This window comes from Pseudomonas sp. PAMC 26793, assembly GCF_000313235.1.
In the GTDB taxonomy this organism is placed as follows: Bacteria; Pseudomonadota; Gammaproteobacteria; order Pseudomonadales; family Pseudomonadaceae; genus Aquipseudomonas; species Aquipseudomonas yamanorum.
Genome location: NZ_AMXG01000023.1, coordinates 564,213 through 582,076 on the forward strand (window position 1 = coordinate 564,213; position 17,864 = coordinate 582,076).

13 protein-coding genes are annotated in these 17,864 nt (G+C 62.8%); 11 read left to right on the top strand and 2 right to left on the bottom strand.

The genetic code is table 11. The annotated features are described in order from the left end of the window. The first annotated feature begins 257 nt into the window (after positions 1–257). The 7 genes from D109_RS0110020 to D109_RS1000000134880 all read left to right on the top strand — a co-directional run bounded on the left by D109_RS0110020 (position 258) and on the right by D109_RS1000000134880 (position 10,762). Positions 258–1,709, top strand: a complete 1,452-nt coding sequence (locus tag D109_RS0110020) for a sodium:alanine symporter family protein (RefSeq protein WP_003213417.1) — start codon at positions 258–260, stop codon at positions 1,707–1,709. A 77-nt stretch (positions 1,710–1,786) separates the two neighbouring features. After that, the gene (locus D109_RS0110025) at positions 1,787–2,764 is read left to right on the top strand and encodes an asparaginase (protein WP_017476762.1); all 978 of its coding nucleotides are present in this window, start codon (positions 1,787–1,789) and stop codon (positions 2,762–2,764) included. A 50-nt stretch (positions 2,765–2,814) separates the two neighbouring features. Next, a complete protein-coding gene (locus D109_RS0110030; protein WP_017476763.1) occupies positions 2,815–3,807 on the top strand; it encodes an AraC family transcriptional regulator in 993 nt (330 codons plus the stop codon). Positions 3,808–3,962: 155 nt separating this feature from the next. Then, complete coding sequence (locus D109_RS0110035; protein WP_017476764.1) at positions 3,963–4,997, top strand: histone deacetylase family protein; 1,035 nt, start codon at positions 3,963–3,965, stop codon at positions 4,995–4,997. Further along, positions 4,994–6,085, top strand: coding sequence for a polyamine ABC transporter substrate-binding protein (locus tag D109_RS0110040; RefSeq protein WP_017476765.1), 1,092 nt, complete (start codon positions 4,994–4,996; stop codon positions 6,083–6,085). The genes D109_RS0110035 and D109_RS0110040 overlap by 4 nt, the downstream gene beginning before the upstream one ends. 79 nt (positions 6,086–6,164) lie before the next feature. Further along, the gene (locus tag D109_RS1000000134875) at positions 6,165–8,828 is read left to right on the top strand and encodes a dermonecrotic toxin domain-containing protein (RefSeq protein ID WP_256219485.1); all 2,664 of its coding nucleotides are present in this window, start codon (positions 6,165–6,167) and stop codon (positions 8,826–8,828) included. Further along, on the top strand, positions 8,807–10,762 hold the full coding sequence (locus D109_RS1000000134880; protein ID WP_256219486.1) for a hypothetical protein: 1,956 nt from the start codon (positions 8,807–8,809) through the stop codon (positions 10,760–10,762). Before D109_RS1000000134875 ends, D109_RS1000000134880 begins: the two co-directional genes overlap by 22 nt. On the opposite strand, the gene D109_RS0110050 is transcribed toward D109_RS1000000134880, so the two are convergent. Next, a complete protein-coding gene (locus D109_RS0110050) occupies positions 10,722–12,269 on the bottom strand; it encodes a PLP-dependent aminotransferase family protein (protein WP_017476766.1) in 1,548 nt (515 codons plus the stop codon). The two genes, D109_RS1000000134880 and D109_RS0110050, sit on opposite strands and share 41 nt — an antisense overlap. A 90-nt stretch (positions 12,270–12,359) precedes the next feature. On the opposite strand from D109_RS0110050, the gene D109_RS0110055 reads away from it, so the two are divergent. The 3 genes from D109_RS0110055 to D109_RS0110065 are packed head-to-tail and all read left to right on the top strand — an operon-like array spanning position 12,360 to position 14,123. After that, on the top strand, positions 12,360–12,995 hold the full coding sequence (locus tag D109_RS0110055) for an FMN-binding negative transcriptional regulator (RefSeq protein ID WP_017476767.1): 636 nt from the start codon (positions 12,360–12,362) through the stop codon (positions 12,993–12,995). Further along, positions 12,992–13,438 carry a GNAT family N-acetyltransferase gene (locus tag D109_RS0110060; protein WP_003213433.1) on the top strand — a complete coding sequence of 149 codons (447 nt, stop codon included), beginning with the start codon at positions 12,992–12,994 and terminating at the stop codon, positions 13,436–13,438. Before D109_RS0110055 ends, D109_RS0110060 begins: the two co-directional genes overlap by 4 nt. A gap of 13 nt (positions 13,439–13,451) precedes the next feature. Beyond that, the gene (locus D109_RS0110065; RefSeq protein ID WP_017476768.1) at positions 13,452–14,123 is read left to right on the top strand and encodes a GNAT family N-acetyltransferase; all 672 of its coding nucleotides are present in this window, start codon (positions 13,452–13,454) and stop codon (positions 14,121–14,123) included. A 490-nt stretch (positions 14,124–14,613) separates the two neighbouring features. Here the strand turns inward: D109_RS0110065 and D109_RS1000000134885 are convergent, their stop codons facing one another. Next, positions 14,614–14,853, bottom strand: a complete 240-nt coding sequence (locus D109_RS1000000134885; RefSeq protein ID WP_032868384.1) for a hypothetical protein — start codon at positions 14,851–14,853, stop codon at positions 14,614–14,616. A 33-nt stretch (positions 14,854–14,886) separates the two neighbouring features. On the opposite strand from D109_RS1000000134885, the gene D109_RS0110075 reads away from it, so the two are divergent. Next, a complete protein-coding gene (locus D109_RS0110075) occupies positions 14,887–17,859 on the top strand; it encodes an autotransporter domain-containing protein (RefSeq protein WP_017476770.1) in 2,973 nt (990 codons plus the stop codon). Positions 17,860–17,864: the final 5 nt, after the last annotated feature.

A 17,864-nucleotide genomic window follows, 5' to 3' on the forward strand; every position in this document is an offset into this window, starting at 1 on the left:
CCCACAAAACCGCCTTGCCCGTAACGCCCTGGCTGAAACCTTTAATCGCCTCGTGCAGACGGATCACACACTCCTAGGTATAGTGCCGCCCCTCTTCGCGTCAGCGGTTGTCGGTAACGAGACCCTGGAAGCGCGAAACCGCATGAATAACAACACCCGCAAAAGGATTGGGGCGAAGCGTCGTGCACTGCCTGGTGCCGAGCGATGCGTCGGACCGTCCTGCGTTTGCCATTAGAAAAATCAGCGAGGAACACTCCATGCTAGAAGTCATCAACGACTTCCTCTCAGGGAAAGTATTGATCGTGCTCATTGTCGGGCTCGGTGGTTACTTCACGATCCGCTCGCGTTTCGTTCAGTTGCGTCACTTTTTCCACATGTTTTCGGTGTTTCGCGACAGCCTGAAAAGCAGCGCCGGCCAGCTCAGCTCGTTCCAGGCGCTGATGCTCAGCCTCGCCGGGCGCGTGGGTGCCGGTAACATCGCAGGCGTCGGCATTGCCGTGACCCTGGGTGGCCCGGGCGCCGTATTCTGGATGTGGGTCACCGCACTGGTGGGCATGTCTTCGAGCTTTATCGAGTGCTCCCTCGGCCAGCTCTACAAGCGCACCGACGCTGAAGGCACCTACCGTGGCGGCCCGGCGTATTACATCCAGCACGGCCTGCACAAACGCTGGCTGGGCATGGTAATGGCGTTCCTGCTGCTGGTGACTTTCGGCTTCGCCTTCAACGGCCTGCAAGCCCACGCTGTAACCCACTCACTGAACAATGCATTTGGCCTCGACACCACCTACACCGGCCTGGCCCTGGCCGTGCTGCTGGGCCTGGTGTTCATCGGCGGGATCAAGCGTATCGCCTCGATCGCCGACCTGCTGGTGCCGGTCAAGACCCTGGTCTACATCGCAGTGACCCTGTACGTGATCGTGCTGCAATTCGACCACGTGCCGGCCATGCTCGCGACCATCGTCAAGAGCGCCTTCGGCCTCGACCAAGCCTTCGGTGGCCTGGTGGGCAGCGCGATCATCATGGGCGTGAAACGCGGCGTGTTCGCCAACGAAGCCGGCCTGGGCAGTGCGCCTAACGTGGCGGCAGTCGCTTCGGTTGAACACCCGATCGCCCAAGGCGTGGTGCAAGCGTTCAGCGTGTTCCTCGACACCTTCGTGATCTGCACCTGCACCGCGCTGCTGATCCTGCTCTCGGGCTTCTATACCCCGGGCTTTGAAGGCGACGGCATTGCCCTGACCCAGAACTCCCTGGCGGCGGTCGTGGGTGACTGGGGCCGGATGTTCATCTCGGTGGCCCTGGCGTTGTTCGTGTTCACCTCGATCATGTACAACTACTACCTTGGCGAGAGCAACCTGCGCTTCATCGTGGGCGACAACCGCAAGGTCCTGATGGGCTACCGCGCGCTGGTGCTGGTGCTGATTTTCTGGGGTTCCATCGAGAACCTGAGCACCGTGTTTGCCTTCGCCGACATCACCATGACCATGCTGGCGTTCGTCAACCTGTTCGCCCTGGCGTTCCTGTTCAAGATCGCCATGCGCATCCTGAATGACTACGACGGCCAGCGTGCTGCGGGCATCAAGACCCCGGTGTTTGATTCCAGCAAGTTCCCGGACCTGGACCTGGACCGCAAGGCCTGGCCGGCCAATCCGGTGAAGCCTGAGCCAGCCGCTCAAGCGACCGCAGAACTGAACGCTCAAGCGCAACGCTAAACCCAGATAGATGACACGCCGCCCGGCCTTGGGCATGCTCTGGGCCCGGCGGCGTTTTTCGTTCAGGAGATTCTTCAATGCAACCAGCCAACAACGTCATGGTGCTCTACACCGGCGGCACCATCGGCATGCAGGCCAGCGCCAACGGCCTGGCCCCCGCTTCGGGTTTTGAAGCGCGCATGAGCGAAGCCCTCGCCCAACTGAATATGCCAGCCTGGCGCTTTAGGGAAATGTCCCCGCTGATCGACAGTGCGAACATGACCCCCGCCTACTGGCAGCGCCTGCGCGCCGCCGTGATCGAGGCGGTGGACGAGGGTTGCGACGCCGTACTGGTGCTGCACGGCACCGACACCCTGGCCTACAGCGCGGCCGCCATGAGTTTCCAACTGCTGGGCCTGCCCGCACCGGTGCTGTTTACCGGCTCGATGTTGCCGGCCGGCGTGCCCGACAGTGATGCCTGGGAAAACGTCAGCGGTGCGCTGGCAGCCCTGGGCGAAGGCCTGATGCCGGGTGTGCAACTGTATTTCCACGGCGCGCTGATGGCCCCAACCCGCTGCGCAAAAATTCGCAGCTTTGGTCGCCACCCGTTTGCCGCGTTGCAGCGTAACGGCGGCGTGGCCAAGGCGGACATGATTCCGGCGGCGCTGCATTACCGCCAGGCCAAGGCGCTGGCCAATGTGGGCGTGCTGCCGTTGGTGCCGGGCATCGCCGCCGCGCAATTGGACGCGTTGATCGACAGCGGTATCCAGGCGCTGGTGCTGGAATGCTTCGGCAGCGGCACCGGGCCAAGCGACAACCCGCCGTTCCTCGCCAGCCTCCAGCGCGCGCAGGATATCGGCGTGGTCGTGGTGGCAATCACCCAATGCCATGAAGGCGGTGTGGAGCTGGATGTGTACGAAGCCGGTAGCCGCTTGCGGGGCGTGGGCGTGTTGTCGGGTGGCGGGATGACCCGTGAAGCGGTATTCGGCAAGCTCAATGCCTTGATCGGCGCCGGGCTGGACACCGCCGAAATCCGCCGCCTGGTCGAACTCGACCTGTGCGGCGAACTGAGCTGACCGGCATATAACTTGCTCCTCTTCCAGCCATCCCCTGGCTGGAAGCACCCATGCTGCACTCCCACCTCACCACCCTCAACGCCGTCTCGCTGGTGCTCAGCACCTTTAAGGCCGAAGGCCAACCCGCCGAGGCCTTGCTGGCCGGCAGCGGTATCTGCGCGGCGGACTTGAGCCGCGCCGACACCCGCATCACCACCAACCAGGAGATGCGCGTGTGCGCCAACGCCGTGGCCCTGCGCCGGGATATCGGCCTGGAGCTGGGCCGGCAAATGCACGTTTCTTCCTATGGCATGCTCGGTTACGCACTGCTCACCAGTGCCACCTTCGGTGACGCTTTGCGCCTGGCGCTGCGGTATCCGGCGCTGCTGGGAACACTTTTCGAGCTGGACCTGGAGGAAGACGGCACGCGCATCTGGTTCAGCGCCGCGGATTACCGGGAAAATCCGGCACTGGAAATATTCAACGTCGAACTCTGCCTGGCCTCGTTGAAGGTGATCTGCGACGACCTGCTGGGGCATGCCCTGCCGCTGCTGGGGGCGCGCTTTGAACACGACGCCCCGGATTACCGCGCGCGGTACGCCGAAAGCTTTGCCTGCCCGCTGCAATTCGGCGCCACCGCCAACGCGTTTGCCTTCGACCGAAACTGGCTGGACCAGCCCCTGCCTTTAGCCGACGCCGTCACCCACCAGGCCATGGCCGAGCGCTGCCGCAAGCAAAACACCGAGTTCACCGGGCGCCAGGCCTGGCTGGGCAAGATTCGCCACCTGCTCGCCAGCCAACTAAGCGCCGCGCCGGGCCTCGACGGCCTGGCCGAGCAGATGAACTGCTCCCCGCGCACGCTACGCCGGCACCTGCATGACTTGGGCTGCAGCTATCAGGAGTTGCTGGACGAGCTACGCTTCGAGCGGGCCAAACGGTTGCTGGGCGAGGATGAACTGCCCATTTACCGAATTGCCGAGGCGCTGGGCTTCAGCGAAACCGCGAGTTTCCGTCACGCCTTTGTGCGCTGGAGCGGCGTAGCACCCAGCCAGTTCCGCCCCTGAAGCCACTTGCTGGGGCGTGGCCGCGCCATTTCGGGGCGAATTGCGGTCACACACTTTGGCCATATTTATCCCCTTTTGGCCGCTCCTGCCATTCTCATAAATCCCACCCGCCGCAAGACTGGACCTCACCGATTCAGCCTGCGGAGAACAACAATATGCTGACGATCTACTCGGACGATCACCACCTGCACCATGGCCGGTGCGAGTTGATGGACGGGCAATTGATGCCCTGTTTCGAAATGCCCTCCCGCGCCGACCATGTGTTGCAACGGGTCAAGGAGCGCGAGCTGGGCCCGGTGCAAGCACCCGAGGACTTTGGCCTGGCGCCGCTGCAACGTATTCACAGCCCCGCGTACCTGGACTTCTTCAAAGGTGCCTGGCAACGCTGGACCGCGTTCGGCCAGGACGGAGACTTGCTGCCCTACACCTGGCCCGCCCGCACCTTGCGCCGAGTCATCCCCACCAGCCTGCACGGCCAGCTTGGCTATTACAGCTTCGACGGTGGCGCACCGATCACCGCCGGTACCTGGCAGGCGGCCTACAGCGCAGCGCAAGTCGCACTCACCGCGCAACAGGCGATCCAACAAGGCGCCCACAGTGCCTTCGCCCTGTGCCGCCCGCCCGGGCACCATGCCGCCAGCGACTTGATGGGCGGATATTGCTACCTGAACAACGCGGCCATCGCCGCCCAGGCGTTTCTCGACCAAGGCCACAAAAAGGTGGCGATCCTCGATGTGGATTACCACCACGGCAACGGTACCCAGTCGATTTTCTACGAGCGCAGCGATGTGCTGTTCACCTCGATCCATGGCCATCCGGAAGCGGAGTTTCCGTTCTTCCTGGGCTACGCCGACGAGTTGGGCGAAGGCGCCGGTGAAGGTTTCAACTTCAATTACCCGCTGCCCGCAGGTTCTGGCTGGGACCGTTGGAGTGCCGCCCTCGAGCAGACGTGCGAGGAGATTGAACGCTATGGCGCCGATATCCTTGTGGTGTCGCTGGGCGTCGACACCTTCAAGGACGACCCGATCTCCCAGTTCAAACTGGACAGCCCCGACTACCTGGCGATGGGTGCGCGAATCGCCCGCCTCGGCAAACCGACGCTGTTCGTGATGGAAGGCGGCTACGCCGTGGCAGAAATCGGCATCAATGCCGTCAACGTTCTCGAAGGTTTTGAGGGATTCGTCCAATGAACAGGCTCAAGCATCTTGTCCTCTGCGCCGCCGTGCTCAGCGGGGCCACGCACGCCGAAGAAAGAACCCTGCGGGTCTACAACTGGTTCGACTACATCACGCCCAAGGCCCTGGAAGATTTCAAGGCGCAGAACCCCAGCGTCAAGCTGGTCTACGACATCTTCGACACCAACGAGGCCCTGGAGGCCAAGCTGCTGACCGGCAACTCCGGCTATGACGTGGTGGTGCCGTCCAACGTGTTCCTGGCCAAACAGATCGAAGCCTCGGTGTTCCAGCCACTGGACCGCAGCAAACTGCCCAACTGGAACCACCTCGACCCCAAGCTGATGAAGCTGATCGAGGCCAACGACCCCGGCAATAAATTCGCCGTGCCTTACATGTACGGCACCATCCTGATCGGCTTCAACCCGGACAAGGTCAAGGCCGCGCTGGGGGCCAATGCCCCCGTGGACAGCTGGGACCTGATCTTCAACGTCGAGAACATCAGCAAGCTCAAGCAATGCGGGGTAGCGCTGCTGGATTCGCCGTCGGAGATCCTGCCCCTGGCCCTGCAACACCTGGGCCTGGACCCCAACAGCAGCAACCCCAAGGACTATGAAAAGGCCGAGGCCCTGCTGATGAAAATCCGCCCGTACATCACCTACTTCCACTCCTCCAAATACATGGCTGACATCGCCAACGGCGACATCTGCGTGGCAGTCGGTTATTCCGGCAGTTTCTCCCAGGCGGCCAACCGCGCCAAAGAGGCGAAGAACGGTGTGGTCGTGGACATGCGCCTGCCCAAAGAAGGCGCGCCGATCTGGTTCGACATGCTCGCGATTCCCAAGGGCGCGAAAAACCCCGAGGACGCCTACACCTTCATCAACTACCTGCTGCAACCCGGCGTGATCGCGCCCATCAGTGATTTTGTCGGCTACCCCAACCCCAACCAGGATGCTACCTCGCTGGTCGACCCGGCGATCCGCAGCAACCCCAACCTGTACCCCACCGAAACGGCGATGGCCACGCTCTACACCTTGAAACCGCTGGGCCGCGATGCAGAACGCGCCAGGACCCGAGCCTGGACCAAGATCAAGTCCGGCACCTGAACGGCTAACTAACTACCGCCCGGGCCACCGGGCGGCTGGCTACTGTGGGGCGATCCCTTGTCTAGATGGATTGCCCCACATGCCCGACGCCCCCACGCCCAATGGCCCCCTCACCACCAACACCCTGATTACCCAGCTGACCACCGGCCCCACCCTGCGCGATGTCGCCTGCAACGCGTTGCGCCCGGCCTTGAAAGAGCTGTATCCGCAACTGGACATCGACCCTGACCTTGCCGTGGTGGTGTCACCGTTGTGGCTGGCCAGGGACGGCGAGATTCTTCCCGGCCTGCCTCACTATGAGCCGCTCAGCGGGGCATTGGCCCGACACGCGATGACACGTACCCAGGCCACCTACTTCGACGGTGAACACTACCTGACCTACCGCTCCAACACCGGGCCGGATATTCAGCTGCCCGTGCGCATCGATGCCATCGGCCGGCTGATCAACGAACTCGCACCGTTGTTGTTTATCGCGTTCCAGGAACAACAGCTGGATTACTGGAACCAGACCAACGGCCCCAACGGCACCCACTGGCAAGCACTGGCCGTTGCCCTGCGCAGTATCTGGGACCTGGAGGGAGGCACCTGGGACGAAGACGAACGCGCCATGGCCAAGCTGGTGTACCAATACCCCGATTACGCCCTGCGCCTGCCCAACGACAAGTACCGCACCCGTACCTACCTGGTGGACGTGGATGTGAGCCGCAACGAACGGGTCGAACACCTTAACCTCACCGGCTTCGCGGTGCTGATCGGCACCCACGAGCAACAGACGATCATCCTCACCTACTACCTGGGCAGCGGTTACGACAAATTCGACAGCTTGCAAGAACTGGGCAATTCCCTGAGCGGTCACGCCCTCAACCCGCAGGGCCTGCCACTGCACTGGAGATTGTTCGAACCGGAAGGCGATTTTTTCGAGCACCAGGCCTGCGTGCTGATCGGCATGCAGATCGACGCCATTGACCAGTTCAACGTCATCGACCCACAGATCGAGGCGACTGAAGATCCCCTGCAACGGGACTTCCTGCTGGACTTCAACCAACTGCCAGCACCCCACCAGGCCGGGCTGGAATGGATGCGCCAGGCACTGCCGAAGTGGCTGAAGGACGCCCCGCTTACCGACCTGTCGCTGTACAGCCGTGCCTTGCTGGACCTGGCGCAACTCAACACGCGCCAGGCCAGCCAGAGCTATCAGGACGGCATTGCGCCGATCCGCGATTACGCCCTGCAAGCCTTGCGCGAGCAAATGCTCAAGGACCATCCCGACGCCGCCCGGATCAACGTGCAGAAGATCAGAATTACCGTGACCAGCCTGGTGGTCACCGGGTTGTTCGTCGTGCCGGGACAGACGGAAACCGTGACATTCGACCTCGTCGAACTGGCCCTGCAAAACCTGATCGCCTTGCCACTGGGCGACAAATCCGTGAGCTACGAAAACGGCAACAGCGTGCCGACATGGATGACCGCCAGCTACCTGGAAGGCCTGATCAGCCGGGTGAACGTCGGCCAGCAATACCCGGCCCTGGTCAAACGCGTGCTGCTCGATGACCCGGTGCAAGCCGGTCGCCGCCAAACCCTCTACATCGCCCAACTGCGCCTCCAGTTGCCGCTGCTGGCCCTGCAACTCAAGATCCGCGGCCAGTTCGGCCTGGACGAACTGGGTTACCGCTATATCTGCGCGGTGATGTCCAGCGCGGTGGCGGAGCGGCGTGTCGACGGCCACCTGATTGTGATACGCCCGCTGGCCTTCGTCCCCACCCTGCGCATCACGCAGAGGGCCGACAAGGTCGACAACATGTTCGTCATCGGCCCCCAGGATGCCAAGGCAGGCCCGTGCCTGCTCTATCAGCCGATGTCCAGCACGCCATTGATGCAATTTGCCTCCCGAGCCAACCTGATCTACGCCATCAAACAGGACACACCGCTACGCCAAGCGGTGCTGGCCTGGCTACCGGACGCGGCACGTTTCGGCTACGCCCAGTTCGTGTTCCCCGGCAGCCTGGCCTCTCCCTGGGTGTTGACCAAACTGCTGATCGAACCGTTGACCGCCGTGGTCATGAGCGGCCCGATTGTCTTGACCGATGAAGTCCTGGGCGGCGATTACCTGGCGAGCCTGTTCACCGCCAACGCCCAGGCACTGATAACCCTGGCCGACCGCCAATCGGTGTCTAACGCCGAAGCGCGCTGGGAAAGTTTCAAACACGCCGGATGGCTGATCTTCAACGCCGCACTGCCCTTCCTCGGCAAGACCGTGGGCACGGCGGCCTGGATCGGCCAGTTGATGGATGGCCTGGACCAGGCCGTCCAGGCCCATGAAGTGGGTGACAGCACCACCCAATGGTCGGCCTTGACCGATGTGTTCCTCAACCTGGGCATGGCCCTGGTGCTGCACATGGCCAACCGGCGCAAACCGCCCATGGAGCCGGCACCCCGCAAAGCCCTGCCCCGTGAAGAAAAGCCACCGGTCGTCAGCGTAACCGTGACCCGGCAGGCCGATATCCAGACCGCGGAACTGCCCCTGGGCCATGAGTCGCCCATCCATTCCCTCGCCGCCTTGACGCGCAAGCCACTGAGCCTGAGAAAAACCCTCGAGAGCTTCGACGTGACCAAGCCCCAAGGGTTGGGCGCGCAGAATAACGAGACGGGCCCCCACCAGCATCTCTACCCGCTGGGTACCCACTGGTACGCCCCGGTGGAGAGCGTTGGTTTGAGGTCACGGTGGATGAAAACGACAGCGTGATCATCATTGACCCCACGCAACCGAGCCGCCGCGGGCCTCTGCTGATCAACAACCGTCAGGGCCAGTGGTTTATCGACACCCGCCTGCGCCTGCGTGGCAGCGGCCTGCGCAGCCGGCTAAAACGCGGCCAGCGCCTGCGGCCCCCAAGGATTGCCGAACTGCGCGAACAACTGGACACCTTCGAAGGCCAACGCGGCCAGAAAGCCGCCGAACTGGACGTCGCCCGCGCCGCCAGCCGCGCCGCACCACCCGCCACGGCACAGGTCGAGCGCGACGACTTTATCGCCAAGCTGCAAAAACGCCGGGAGGAATATGAAGTGCCCATCCGCCAGCTCAGGTCGCTGAACCTGCTGGACACCGTGCCGGATTACCCAGGACGGATGATCACTTACCTCAAACAGCAAATCCTGCTGACCCGAGCCGCCATCGACGAGTACATCGGCGACTTTCAGGCCCTGCTGCAAAGCCTCGGCCCGCAGCTGGAAAAGGACTCACCCACCAGCGCCGAACATCGCCGCCTGGACAGCATGACCCGGCAACTGGCGGAACATCTGGAATACCTGCACTCACGTTTCAAGGAGTTGCAAAACCTCGGGCCTAACGGCCTCACGCTGGTGGAACAGACCCGGCAACACATGCCCAGCGTGCAACTCGACGACCTCAAGGCGTTTCGGGTGTCCATCTCACGCTTCCTGTGTGTGCAGGAAGGCGAAGCCGGTGCCCACAGCGATGCCAGGGGCGCCCTGAACCGGATTGCCGAGGCAGCCGACTTGACCATCCAGAGCTCGATTGAGGTGCAGGAAGCCCGGGGCACCACGACGCTGCACGAACGCATCGAAGCCCTGGATACGCTGGTGGACCAATTTGCCGTGATCAATCAGGACCTGCTCGACCTGCCAGGGGAGTACCCGGGGCAGATACTGACCGTGCCCCTGGAAGAAGTGCGCCAGCAAACCGACGAATTCGCCCAACGCACCGTGCAGCAACTGGCGGCGGCCTTGCGCGAGCGCAAAGCACTTGAGCCACGGCCGCACACCTCGGCCTCCAATCAGCCGCCCGCGCGCAAAATCATCAAGACCCGCTTCAAGGGTGTCGTCGTCGGCGAGCCACGACCCGATGAACCAAGCCTGGTGGATGTACGCGAGCCGCTCACGCAAAAGGTCATCGCCACCTTCCATGAGAAAACGCCGGGGGTCTGGGTCAAGCGCGAATCGCCACATCCCCAGGCAGCCCGCGCTCGCCGGCCAGGGCTGGCGGTGAGCATGAAAAATGGCCAGGCTTTGCTCGGTGACGTCGACCGCTTTATCGAGCGCACCAAGGGCCTGGCGAGCGAGAGCCAGCGGCTGCCGGTGGAAATCGAAGAAAAGGTGCATCGTCGCGCGGAAAAGCTTGAGGAGGCCAGCCGCGCGATTGAACGGGCCTCGGTGGCCAGCAACGAGACAGACAACACCGCTTCCGCGGCCCTGAGCGGGCAACTCGACGAGGCGGTGAAAAAGCTCTACCGCGAAGGCCATCGGATCAAGCTGGAGATGCTCAAGAAACGCCCGCCCACCGCCGCGCATCTGCAACTGCTGTACGCTGATAATGAGATCACCATCGAACTCAGCGGCACCCGCAGCCGACTCAAGGGCCCGCGCAAGGACTTCCTGCAGGAGTACGAAATACGCGAGAAACAGAACAAACGGATTCTGTGGTACGCGCATTTCCACTACGCCGCGATGGACGCCGTCGGAGAGGCCTACACCGCCGCGCACCTGAAAACCCTTGAACAACGCCGCCTGGGCGGCGCATTCGAGTCCCGGGGTGACGCATCAGAACAGGCCGGCATCGAAATTTACCGCAGCGAAATCGGCCCGCAACTGGCCAGGCGATTGTTCCTGGCTCCCGAAGCGCCTAGCCCCACGCCTGGGCCAAGCGGCTCAGCGCAAGGCTGATCTGCGCTTCGGGTACGGCGGCAAACCCCAGCACCAGGCCGGCGCGCTGGTCCGGCGGGGTGCTGGAGTCCGGCAGCCAATAGCTGCTCAGGCCATTGATTTCCACATCTGCCGCAGCGGCCTGTTCAATCAGTTGCCGCTCCCGCGCCACACTGTCCACCGAGACGGTCAAGTGCAGCCCTGCCGCCACCGCGGGCAGGCTGCCTACACCGGGAATATCCACAGGCCAGCCCGCCAGCAGCACATTGCGTCGGCTCAACGCCGCACGGCGCATGCGCCGCACATGCCGCTGGAAATGCCCGGCAGCCATGAATTCGGCCATTACCGCCTGGGTGCTGACTTCAGAGTGCCGCACATCCACCGCCCGGCGCCGGGCAAACCCCTCCACCAACGCGGTCGGCAACACCAGGTAACCCAGACGCAGTGCCGGGAACGCCACCTTGCCAAACGTGCCCACGTACAACACTCGGCCACTGCGGTCCAGGGCAGCCAAAGGTGCCAGGGGCGCGCCGCTATAACGGTACTCGCCGTCATAGTCGTCTTCGACGATCCAGCCGCCCGTGCGCTGGGCCCAAGCCAGCAATTCCAGGCGGCGGGCGAGGCTCATCACCACGCCAGTGGGGTATTGATGGGACGGCGTGACGTAAGCCAGGCGGCAACTGTCGAGGGCATTCAGGGCACGGCAGTCAATGCCCTCGCTGTCCACCGACACGCCGTGCAGCCGGCCACCTGCCACAGCGAAGGCATGGCCGGCGGCTCGGTACCCGGGGTTCTCGATCGCCACGCCGTCACCCGGCTCCACCAGCAGCTGTGCACAAAGGCTGATTGCCTGTTGCGCGCCACTGGTGATCACTATTTGTTCAGCCGTGCATTGCAGGCCCCGTGAACTGCGCAGATAAGCCGCGATCAGCCCCCGCAGGCGTTCTTCTCCCGCCGGGTCGCCGTAACACAGTTGCTGCAAGTCGGGCTTGCGCCAGAAAGCCGCATTCAGCTTGGCCCAGATCTCAAAAGGGAACAGGTCGAACGCCGGTACACCCACCCGAAACGCACGCGGCGGACCACTGGGCGGCAGGGCCAAATGATTGTTTTCCATGCGCGTCAAAGGGCCGCTGTGGATAACTTCCGCGGATGAAATCACCGGCAAATCCAGCCAGTTTGTGGATAACCCTGGGGATAAGCCTGTTGAAAACCCTGTGGATACTTTTGTGGATAGTTTTTTACCGGCGGTCGGGGTTTGCGGCAATTGCGCGACATAGGTGCCATCGCCCACACGGCCTTCGATAAAACCTTCGGCATACAACTGGTCATAGGCACGTACCACGCTGTTGCGAGAAATCGACAAGGCCGCCGCCAGGTCACGGCTGGCCGGTAGCCGGGTGCCGCTGACCAGGCGCCCGTCCAGCACCCGCTGGCGCAAGGCCTGATAGAGCTGGCGCGTCAGGCCCTGGCGGCGGTCCAGTTCGATACCCGCAGGGTTAAACGACAGCGGCGGCTCAATGGGGGGCATGGGATTGGACCTATAAAATTGGCGCTAGATGGCTCTTACAACGAACCAATAGCCTGCCTAGGATGCAAGCATTCGCCAAGGGAAATCTTCATGTACACACCACGCGCCTTTGCCCTCGATGACTTGCCCGAAATCCAGCAACTGATCCAGCACACGCGCTTGGCGCAACTGGTGACCTTTGGTGAGCAAGGTCTGCAAGCCAGCCACCTGCCGTTGCTGCTCAACCCCGATGAAGGGCCAAACGGCACCCTCTACGGGCACATGGCCAAGGCCAACAGCCAATGGCAGGCGCTGCAAAATGGCCGCGAGGCCCTGGTGATTTTTGCCGGTGCCGAGGCCTACGTCAGCCCATCGTTCTACCCGGCCAAAGCCGAACACGGCAAAGTGGTGCCGACCTGGAATTACATCGCGGTACACGCCTATGGCACCGGCGAAGTGTTCACCGATGCCGAGCGCCTGCTCGAGCTGGTCAGCGCCCTCACCGACCGCCATGAAGGCAAGCGCGCCCAACCCTGGAAAGTCAGCGACGCCCCGGCCGACTACATCGACGGCATGCTCAAAGCCATCGTCGGCTTTGCCCTGCCGATCCAACGCCTGGAAGGCAAACGAAAACTCAGCCAGAACCGCAGCCCGGCGGACATCGCCGGAGTACGTGAAGGCCTGGCCGCCAGCACCGACGTACGCGACCAGACCCTCGCCCGCTTTATTCCCAAGGAGCCATCATGAGCCAGATCGAAATCCGCCAGGTCAGCGCCGCCGACCACGCCGCGTGGCTGCCACTGTGGCAAGCCTACCTGCGCTTCTACAACACCGAGCTGCCGGACGCCGTCAGCCAGAACACCTGGCAACGCCTGATCGACGCCAATGAGCCGACCCATTCGGCCCTGGCCTGGCAGGATGGCAAGGCCGTAGGCATGGTTAACTTCATCTACCACCGTTCCAACTGGAGCATCGAAAACTCCTGCTACCTGCAGGATTTGCTGGTAGACCCGGCCCAACGTGGCACCGGCGTCGGCCGCAAACTGATCGAATTCGTCTACGCCACCGCCAAGGCCGATGGTTGCTGCAAGGTCCACTGGCTGACCCACGAGACCAACGCCACCGCCATCCAGCTCTACGAACGCATCGCCGAACGCCCCGGCTTTATCCAGTTTCGCAAAGGTCTTTAAGGAGAAGCACAGCATGACGACATCATTGGCCGACTGGAAAGGTGTCCCGGCGCCCACCGTCACCCTCATCGAAGGCCGCTTCGTGCGCCTGGAAAAACTCGACCCGGCTCGCCATGGCGATGACCTGTTCAATGCCCTGCAAGGCCCCGGCGCGGATCCGACGTTATGGGATTATTTGCCTTACGGCCCGTTCCCGGAGCGCGCCGCCTTCGACGCCTGGCTGAACAACCACGCGTCCCACAGTGACCCGTACTTCTTCAGCGTGATCGACAAAGCCAGCGGCGACGTACAAGGCATCCTTAGCCTGATGTCCATCGTGCCCGAGCAAGGCCGCATCGAAATCGGCCACGTGACCTTCGGCGCGCCGATGCAGCGCTCGCCAAGAAGCACCGAGGCGGTGTACCTGCTGGCCAAGCACTCGTTTGAGCTGGGCAATCGTCGCCTGGAATGGAAGTGCAACAACGCCAACGCCCGCTCCAAAAATGCGGCCGAGCGGTTGGGGTTCAGTTTTGAAGGGGTGTTTCGCCAGCACACGGTGGTGAAAGGAAAGAACCGGGATACGGCGTGGTATTCGATCCTGGATGGGGAATGGCCGGCGATTGGCGCGGGGTTTGAGCGGTGGCTGTCGGATGAGAACCAAACGGGTTCGGGTCAACTGAAAACGCTGGTGGAGTGCCGTACCTAAGCCACCCTGCCACCCCCTGACAAATGTGGGAGCGGGCTTGCTCGCGAAAGCGGTGTATCCGTCAAAAATGTATTAACTGACACACCGTCATCGCGGGCAAGCCCGGCTCCCACATTGTATCTTCAGCGTATCCGGGCCTTGTGCTCAGCCAACCCTGCCCTCTTTCCACCCCAACGCCTGCAAGGCGTCACAACCATCCTGCAACAACAGATGCGCCGCCGAGGCGAAGTGATGCGCTGGGTGGCGGTTTCGAGTAGCCCGCGGGCGTCGGCATCGGGGTAGAGGAACAGGACGGGGTCACAGCTGATATTACTTTCAAGAGCGGTGTAGTTGGGCATGAAGAAAGACTCGTAATTGAAGTTCAGAGGTCTCACTTTGCTTTCGACCGGCTAAGATCGGTCACCGACGAATCAGCAACCGGCGGACTATATGCCAGCGGCTATACCTTAAAATACTTGCCCACGATCAAAAATCTCATGATCGCCTTTTCCTACGAGCCTCTACGAAGCTTCACCCCGCCCATCTTCAACCCAAACGGCCTGAATGCCGCATTCAACAACTTTAGCGTCTGATTGCCCTCGCCGTGTTCGATATACACCAGAGTACGCATAGGTATTTTGCACATCCGTGCAAATAGACTTTGGTTCAGCATGGTGACTTCAACCCGCAAACGACGCACCACCTCAGTAACCTCCCCGCCATCATTCTGTAAAAAACCTCCGCTATACAGGTCGACTCTTTTCCAAAAACAAGGACGTCTGCCATGCCTCCGTCACCCCAGCGCCTCGCACTCACCCTCGGCCTGCTGGTCGGCAGCGGCTTTGCTGACGCAGCCCCGACCCCGCCCAAGACATTGCAGATCGACACACCGACCACCACCGGGCAAACCCTGAGCGGCAGTGACTCGCTGACGATCTCGGCACCGGGCAGTATCACCACCTCCAAAGTCGCGGTGACCTTGAAGGACGGCACCACCGGCAATGGCGTGGTAATCGACAACGCCGGCAGCATTACCTCCACGGGTGGCCGGGCCATCGACAGCAGCGGCGATCTCACCGCCGCGCGCAACTACAGCATCTACAACCGCGCCGGCGGCGCGATCCAGGGTGCCAACGACGCGCTGCGCATCGACAGCAATTTCGCCAGCGGCAGCCTGTTGATCGACAACAGCGGCACCATTCGCTCCGCCACCGGCCAAGGGCTGGACCTGGATGCGATCCGCAGCCCCAACGTCACCACCACTATCATCAACCGCCAGGGCGGGTTGATTCGTGGCGACGCCAGCGACGGCATGAAAACCGGCGACAATGCCACCCTCACCAATTACGGTGAGATTTCCACCGGTGACACCCACTCGCGCGATGACAAGTTCGACGGCGTCGACATCGACTCCGCTACCGGCGTGACCGTCACCAACTACGGCCTCATCTCCGGTGGCCGACACGGCATCACCACCGACCTGGGCGCCACGCTGACCAACTACGGCACGGTGATCGGCCGTAACGGCTCGGGCTTTGGCTCCGATGGCGACGGCACGGTGATCAACCACGGCACCATCACTGGCGCATTCTCAGGACTGCAGCCAGACGGCGACGGTGACGGCGTGGACATCGACAAGATCGCCCACATTGAAAACTACGGCGTCATCCAGGGTGTGGGCGCCGGTGGCGTCGACAAGAACGGCTTTGCCAACGGCAGTGAAGGCATCGCCCTCGGCGGCGGCTATGTGTTCAACGGCGTCGGCGCGCTAGTCAGCGGCGCCAACAACGCGATCCTGGTGGACGACGGCAGCGACGGCCCGGGACTGGCCGCCACCACCCTGATCAACCATGGCACCATCCAGGGCCTGGACGGCTTCGGCGTGAAGTTCGTCGGCGAGTTTGCCGACACGGTGGTCAACGCGGGCTTGATCAGCGGCAGCAACGGCCTGGCCCTGGATCTGGGCGGCGGCAATGACCAGTTGACCCTGCTCGGCGGCAGCCGCTTTGTCGGCGTAGTGGACGGCGGCACCGGATATGACCGCGTGATCATGGACGACGCTTCGGGCGGCAGTTTCGGCGACAGCCGCAACTTCGAATGGCTGGACGTAAAGCAAGGCACCTGGACCCTCACCGGCAGCGGTGACTTCAGCGACGGCGGCGAGATTTTCAGCAGCGCCAAGCTGATCAACCAGGGCGGGATTGCCGGTAACGTGACCGTCGATGAAGGCGGTATTTATGCCGGTGGCGGCAGCGTCGGCAGCCTGTTGGTCAAAGGCACCTTGCAGACCAACACCGCACTTGGCACCGCCAGCATCACCCGCGACTTGACCATGACCAGCGGCTCGACCCTGGCCTATGGCGTGAATGCCGACGGCAGCAGCGCTCCAGTCCAAGTCGGTGGCACGGCCTATCTGAATGGCGCGACCCTGGCGGTCAATCCCGGCACCGGCACCTACCCGTGGCAGAGCCACTACACGGTGCTGCAGGCCGGCAGTATCAATGGCACGTTCGGCAAGGTCACCAGCGACTATGCCTTCCTCACCCCGACCCTGAATTACAGCCCAACCCAGGTTGGCCTGACCTACACCCGTAATGACATTGCCTTCAATCAGTTCGCCAACACCGGCAACGGCACCAGCGCCGCCAACGCCCTGGCGAGCCTGGGCAACAACAACCCGCTGTATAACGCCCTGCTCAACACCACCAACAGCAGCGCCGGCGCCGCCATCGAGCAACTGGCGGGCAGCAGCACTGCCAACCTGACCAGCGCCACCCTCGGCGCCAGCGCCCAGGTCGGCAACAGCATGCTGAGCGCCATGCATCAACTGGGCGGCGGTGCAGGATTGCTGGTGGGCCTCGATCAGAAAGATACGCCCGTACTGGCCGCCACCGGCGTACCCGCCGAGGCCCGCAACCTCAACGACCCCAACGCCCGGGGTCGCCTGTGGCTGCAAGGCATCGGCAGCTACGGCAAGCTCGACGGCGACCACGGCAGCAATGGCCTGACCCAGCGCACCAAGGGCAGCGTGCTGGGTGCCGACTGGGCACTCGATTCGGACTGGCGCGTGGGCGTACTGGGCGGTTATTCGAAGACCGACCTGGACACCACCGGCGTCGATGGCAGCGTCGACAGCTGGCACGCCGGTATCTACGCCATGCGCCAGAGCGGCCCGTTGGCCTTACGCCTGGGCGCCGCCTACAGCGGGCACCAAGGCGACAGCAAACGCACCGTGGCCTTCGACGGTTTCAACGATCGCCCCAAAGGTGACTACGACGCCAACAGCCAACAAGCCTTCGCCGAACTGGGTTATGCCATGGGCAGCGGGCGCCTGAGCGCCGAGCCGTTCGCCAACCTCGGCTACCAGCGCTACCACCGCGACAGCTACAACGAAAAAGGCGGCGCTGCCGCCCTGCATGTCGACGGGCAAACCCAGGACAATGTCAGCAGCACCTTCGGCCTGCGCCTGGCGCACCTGAGCCAGCTCGACAATGGCATCAGCCTCACACCACGGGTCAGCGCCGGCTGGAAACACACCTACGGCGATGTCGACAGCAGCACCCGCCAGGCCTTCCTGATGGGCGGCACCGCGTTCAACGTCGAAGGCAGCGCCCTGGACCGTGACAGCCTGATGCTGGAAGCCGGGCTGGATGTTGGCCTGTCAGCCCGCCACACGCTGGGTGTGGGCTACAGCGGCGAAATAGGCAGCAACAGCCGCAATCATGGGTTGATCGGGCAATGGCAAATGAGTTTTTAATCGCC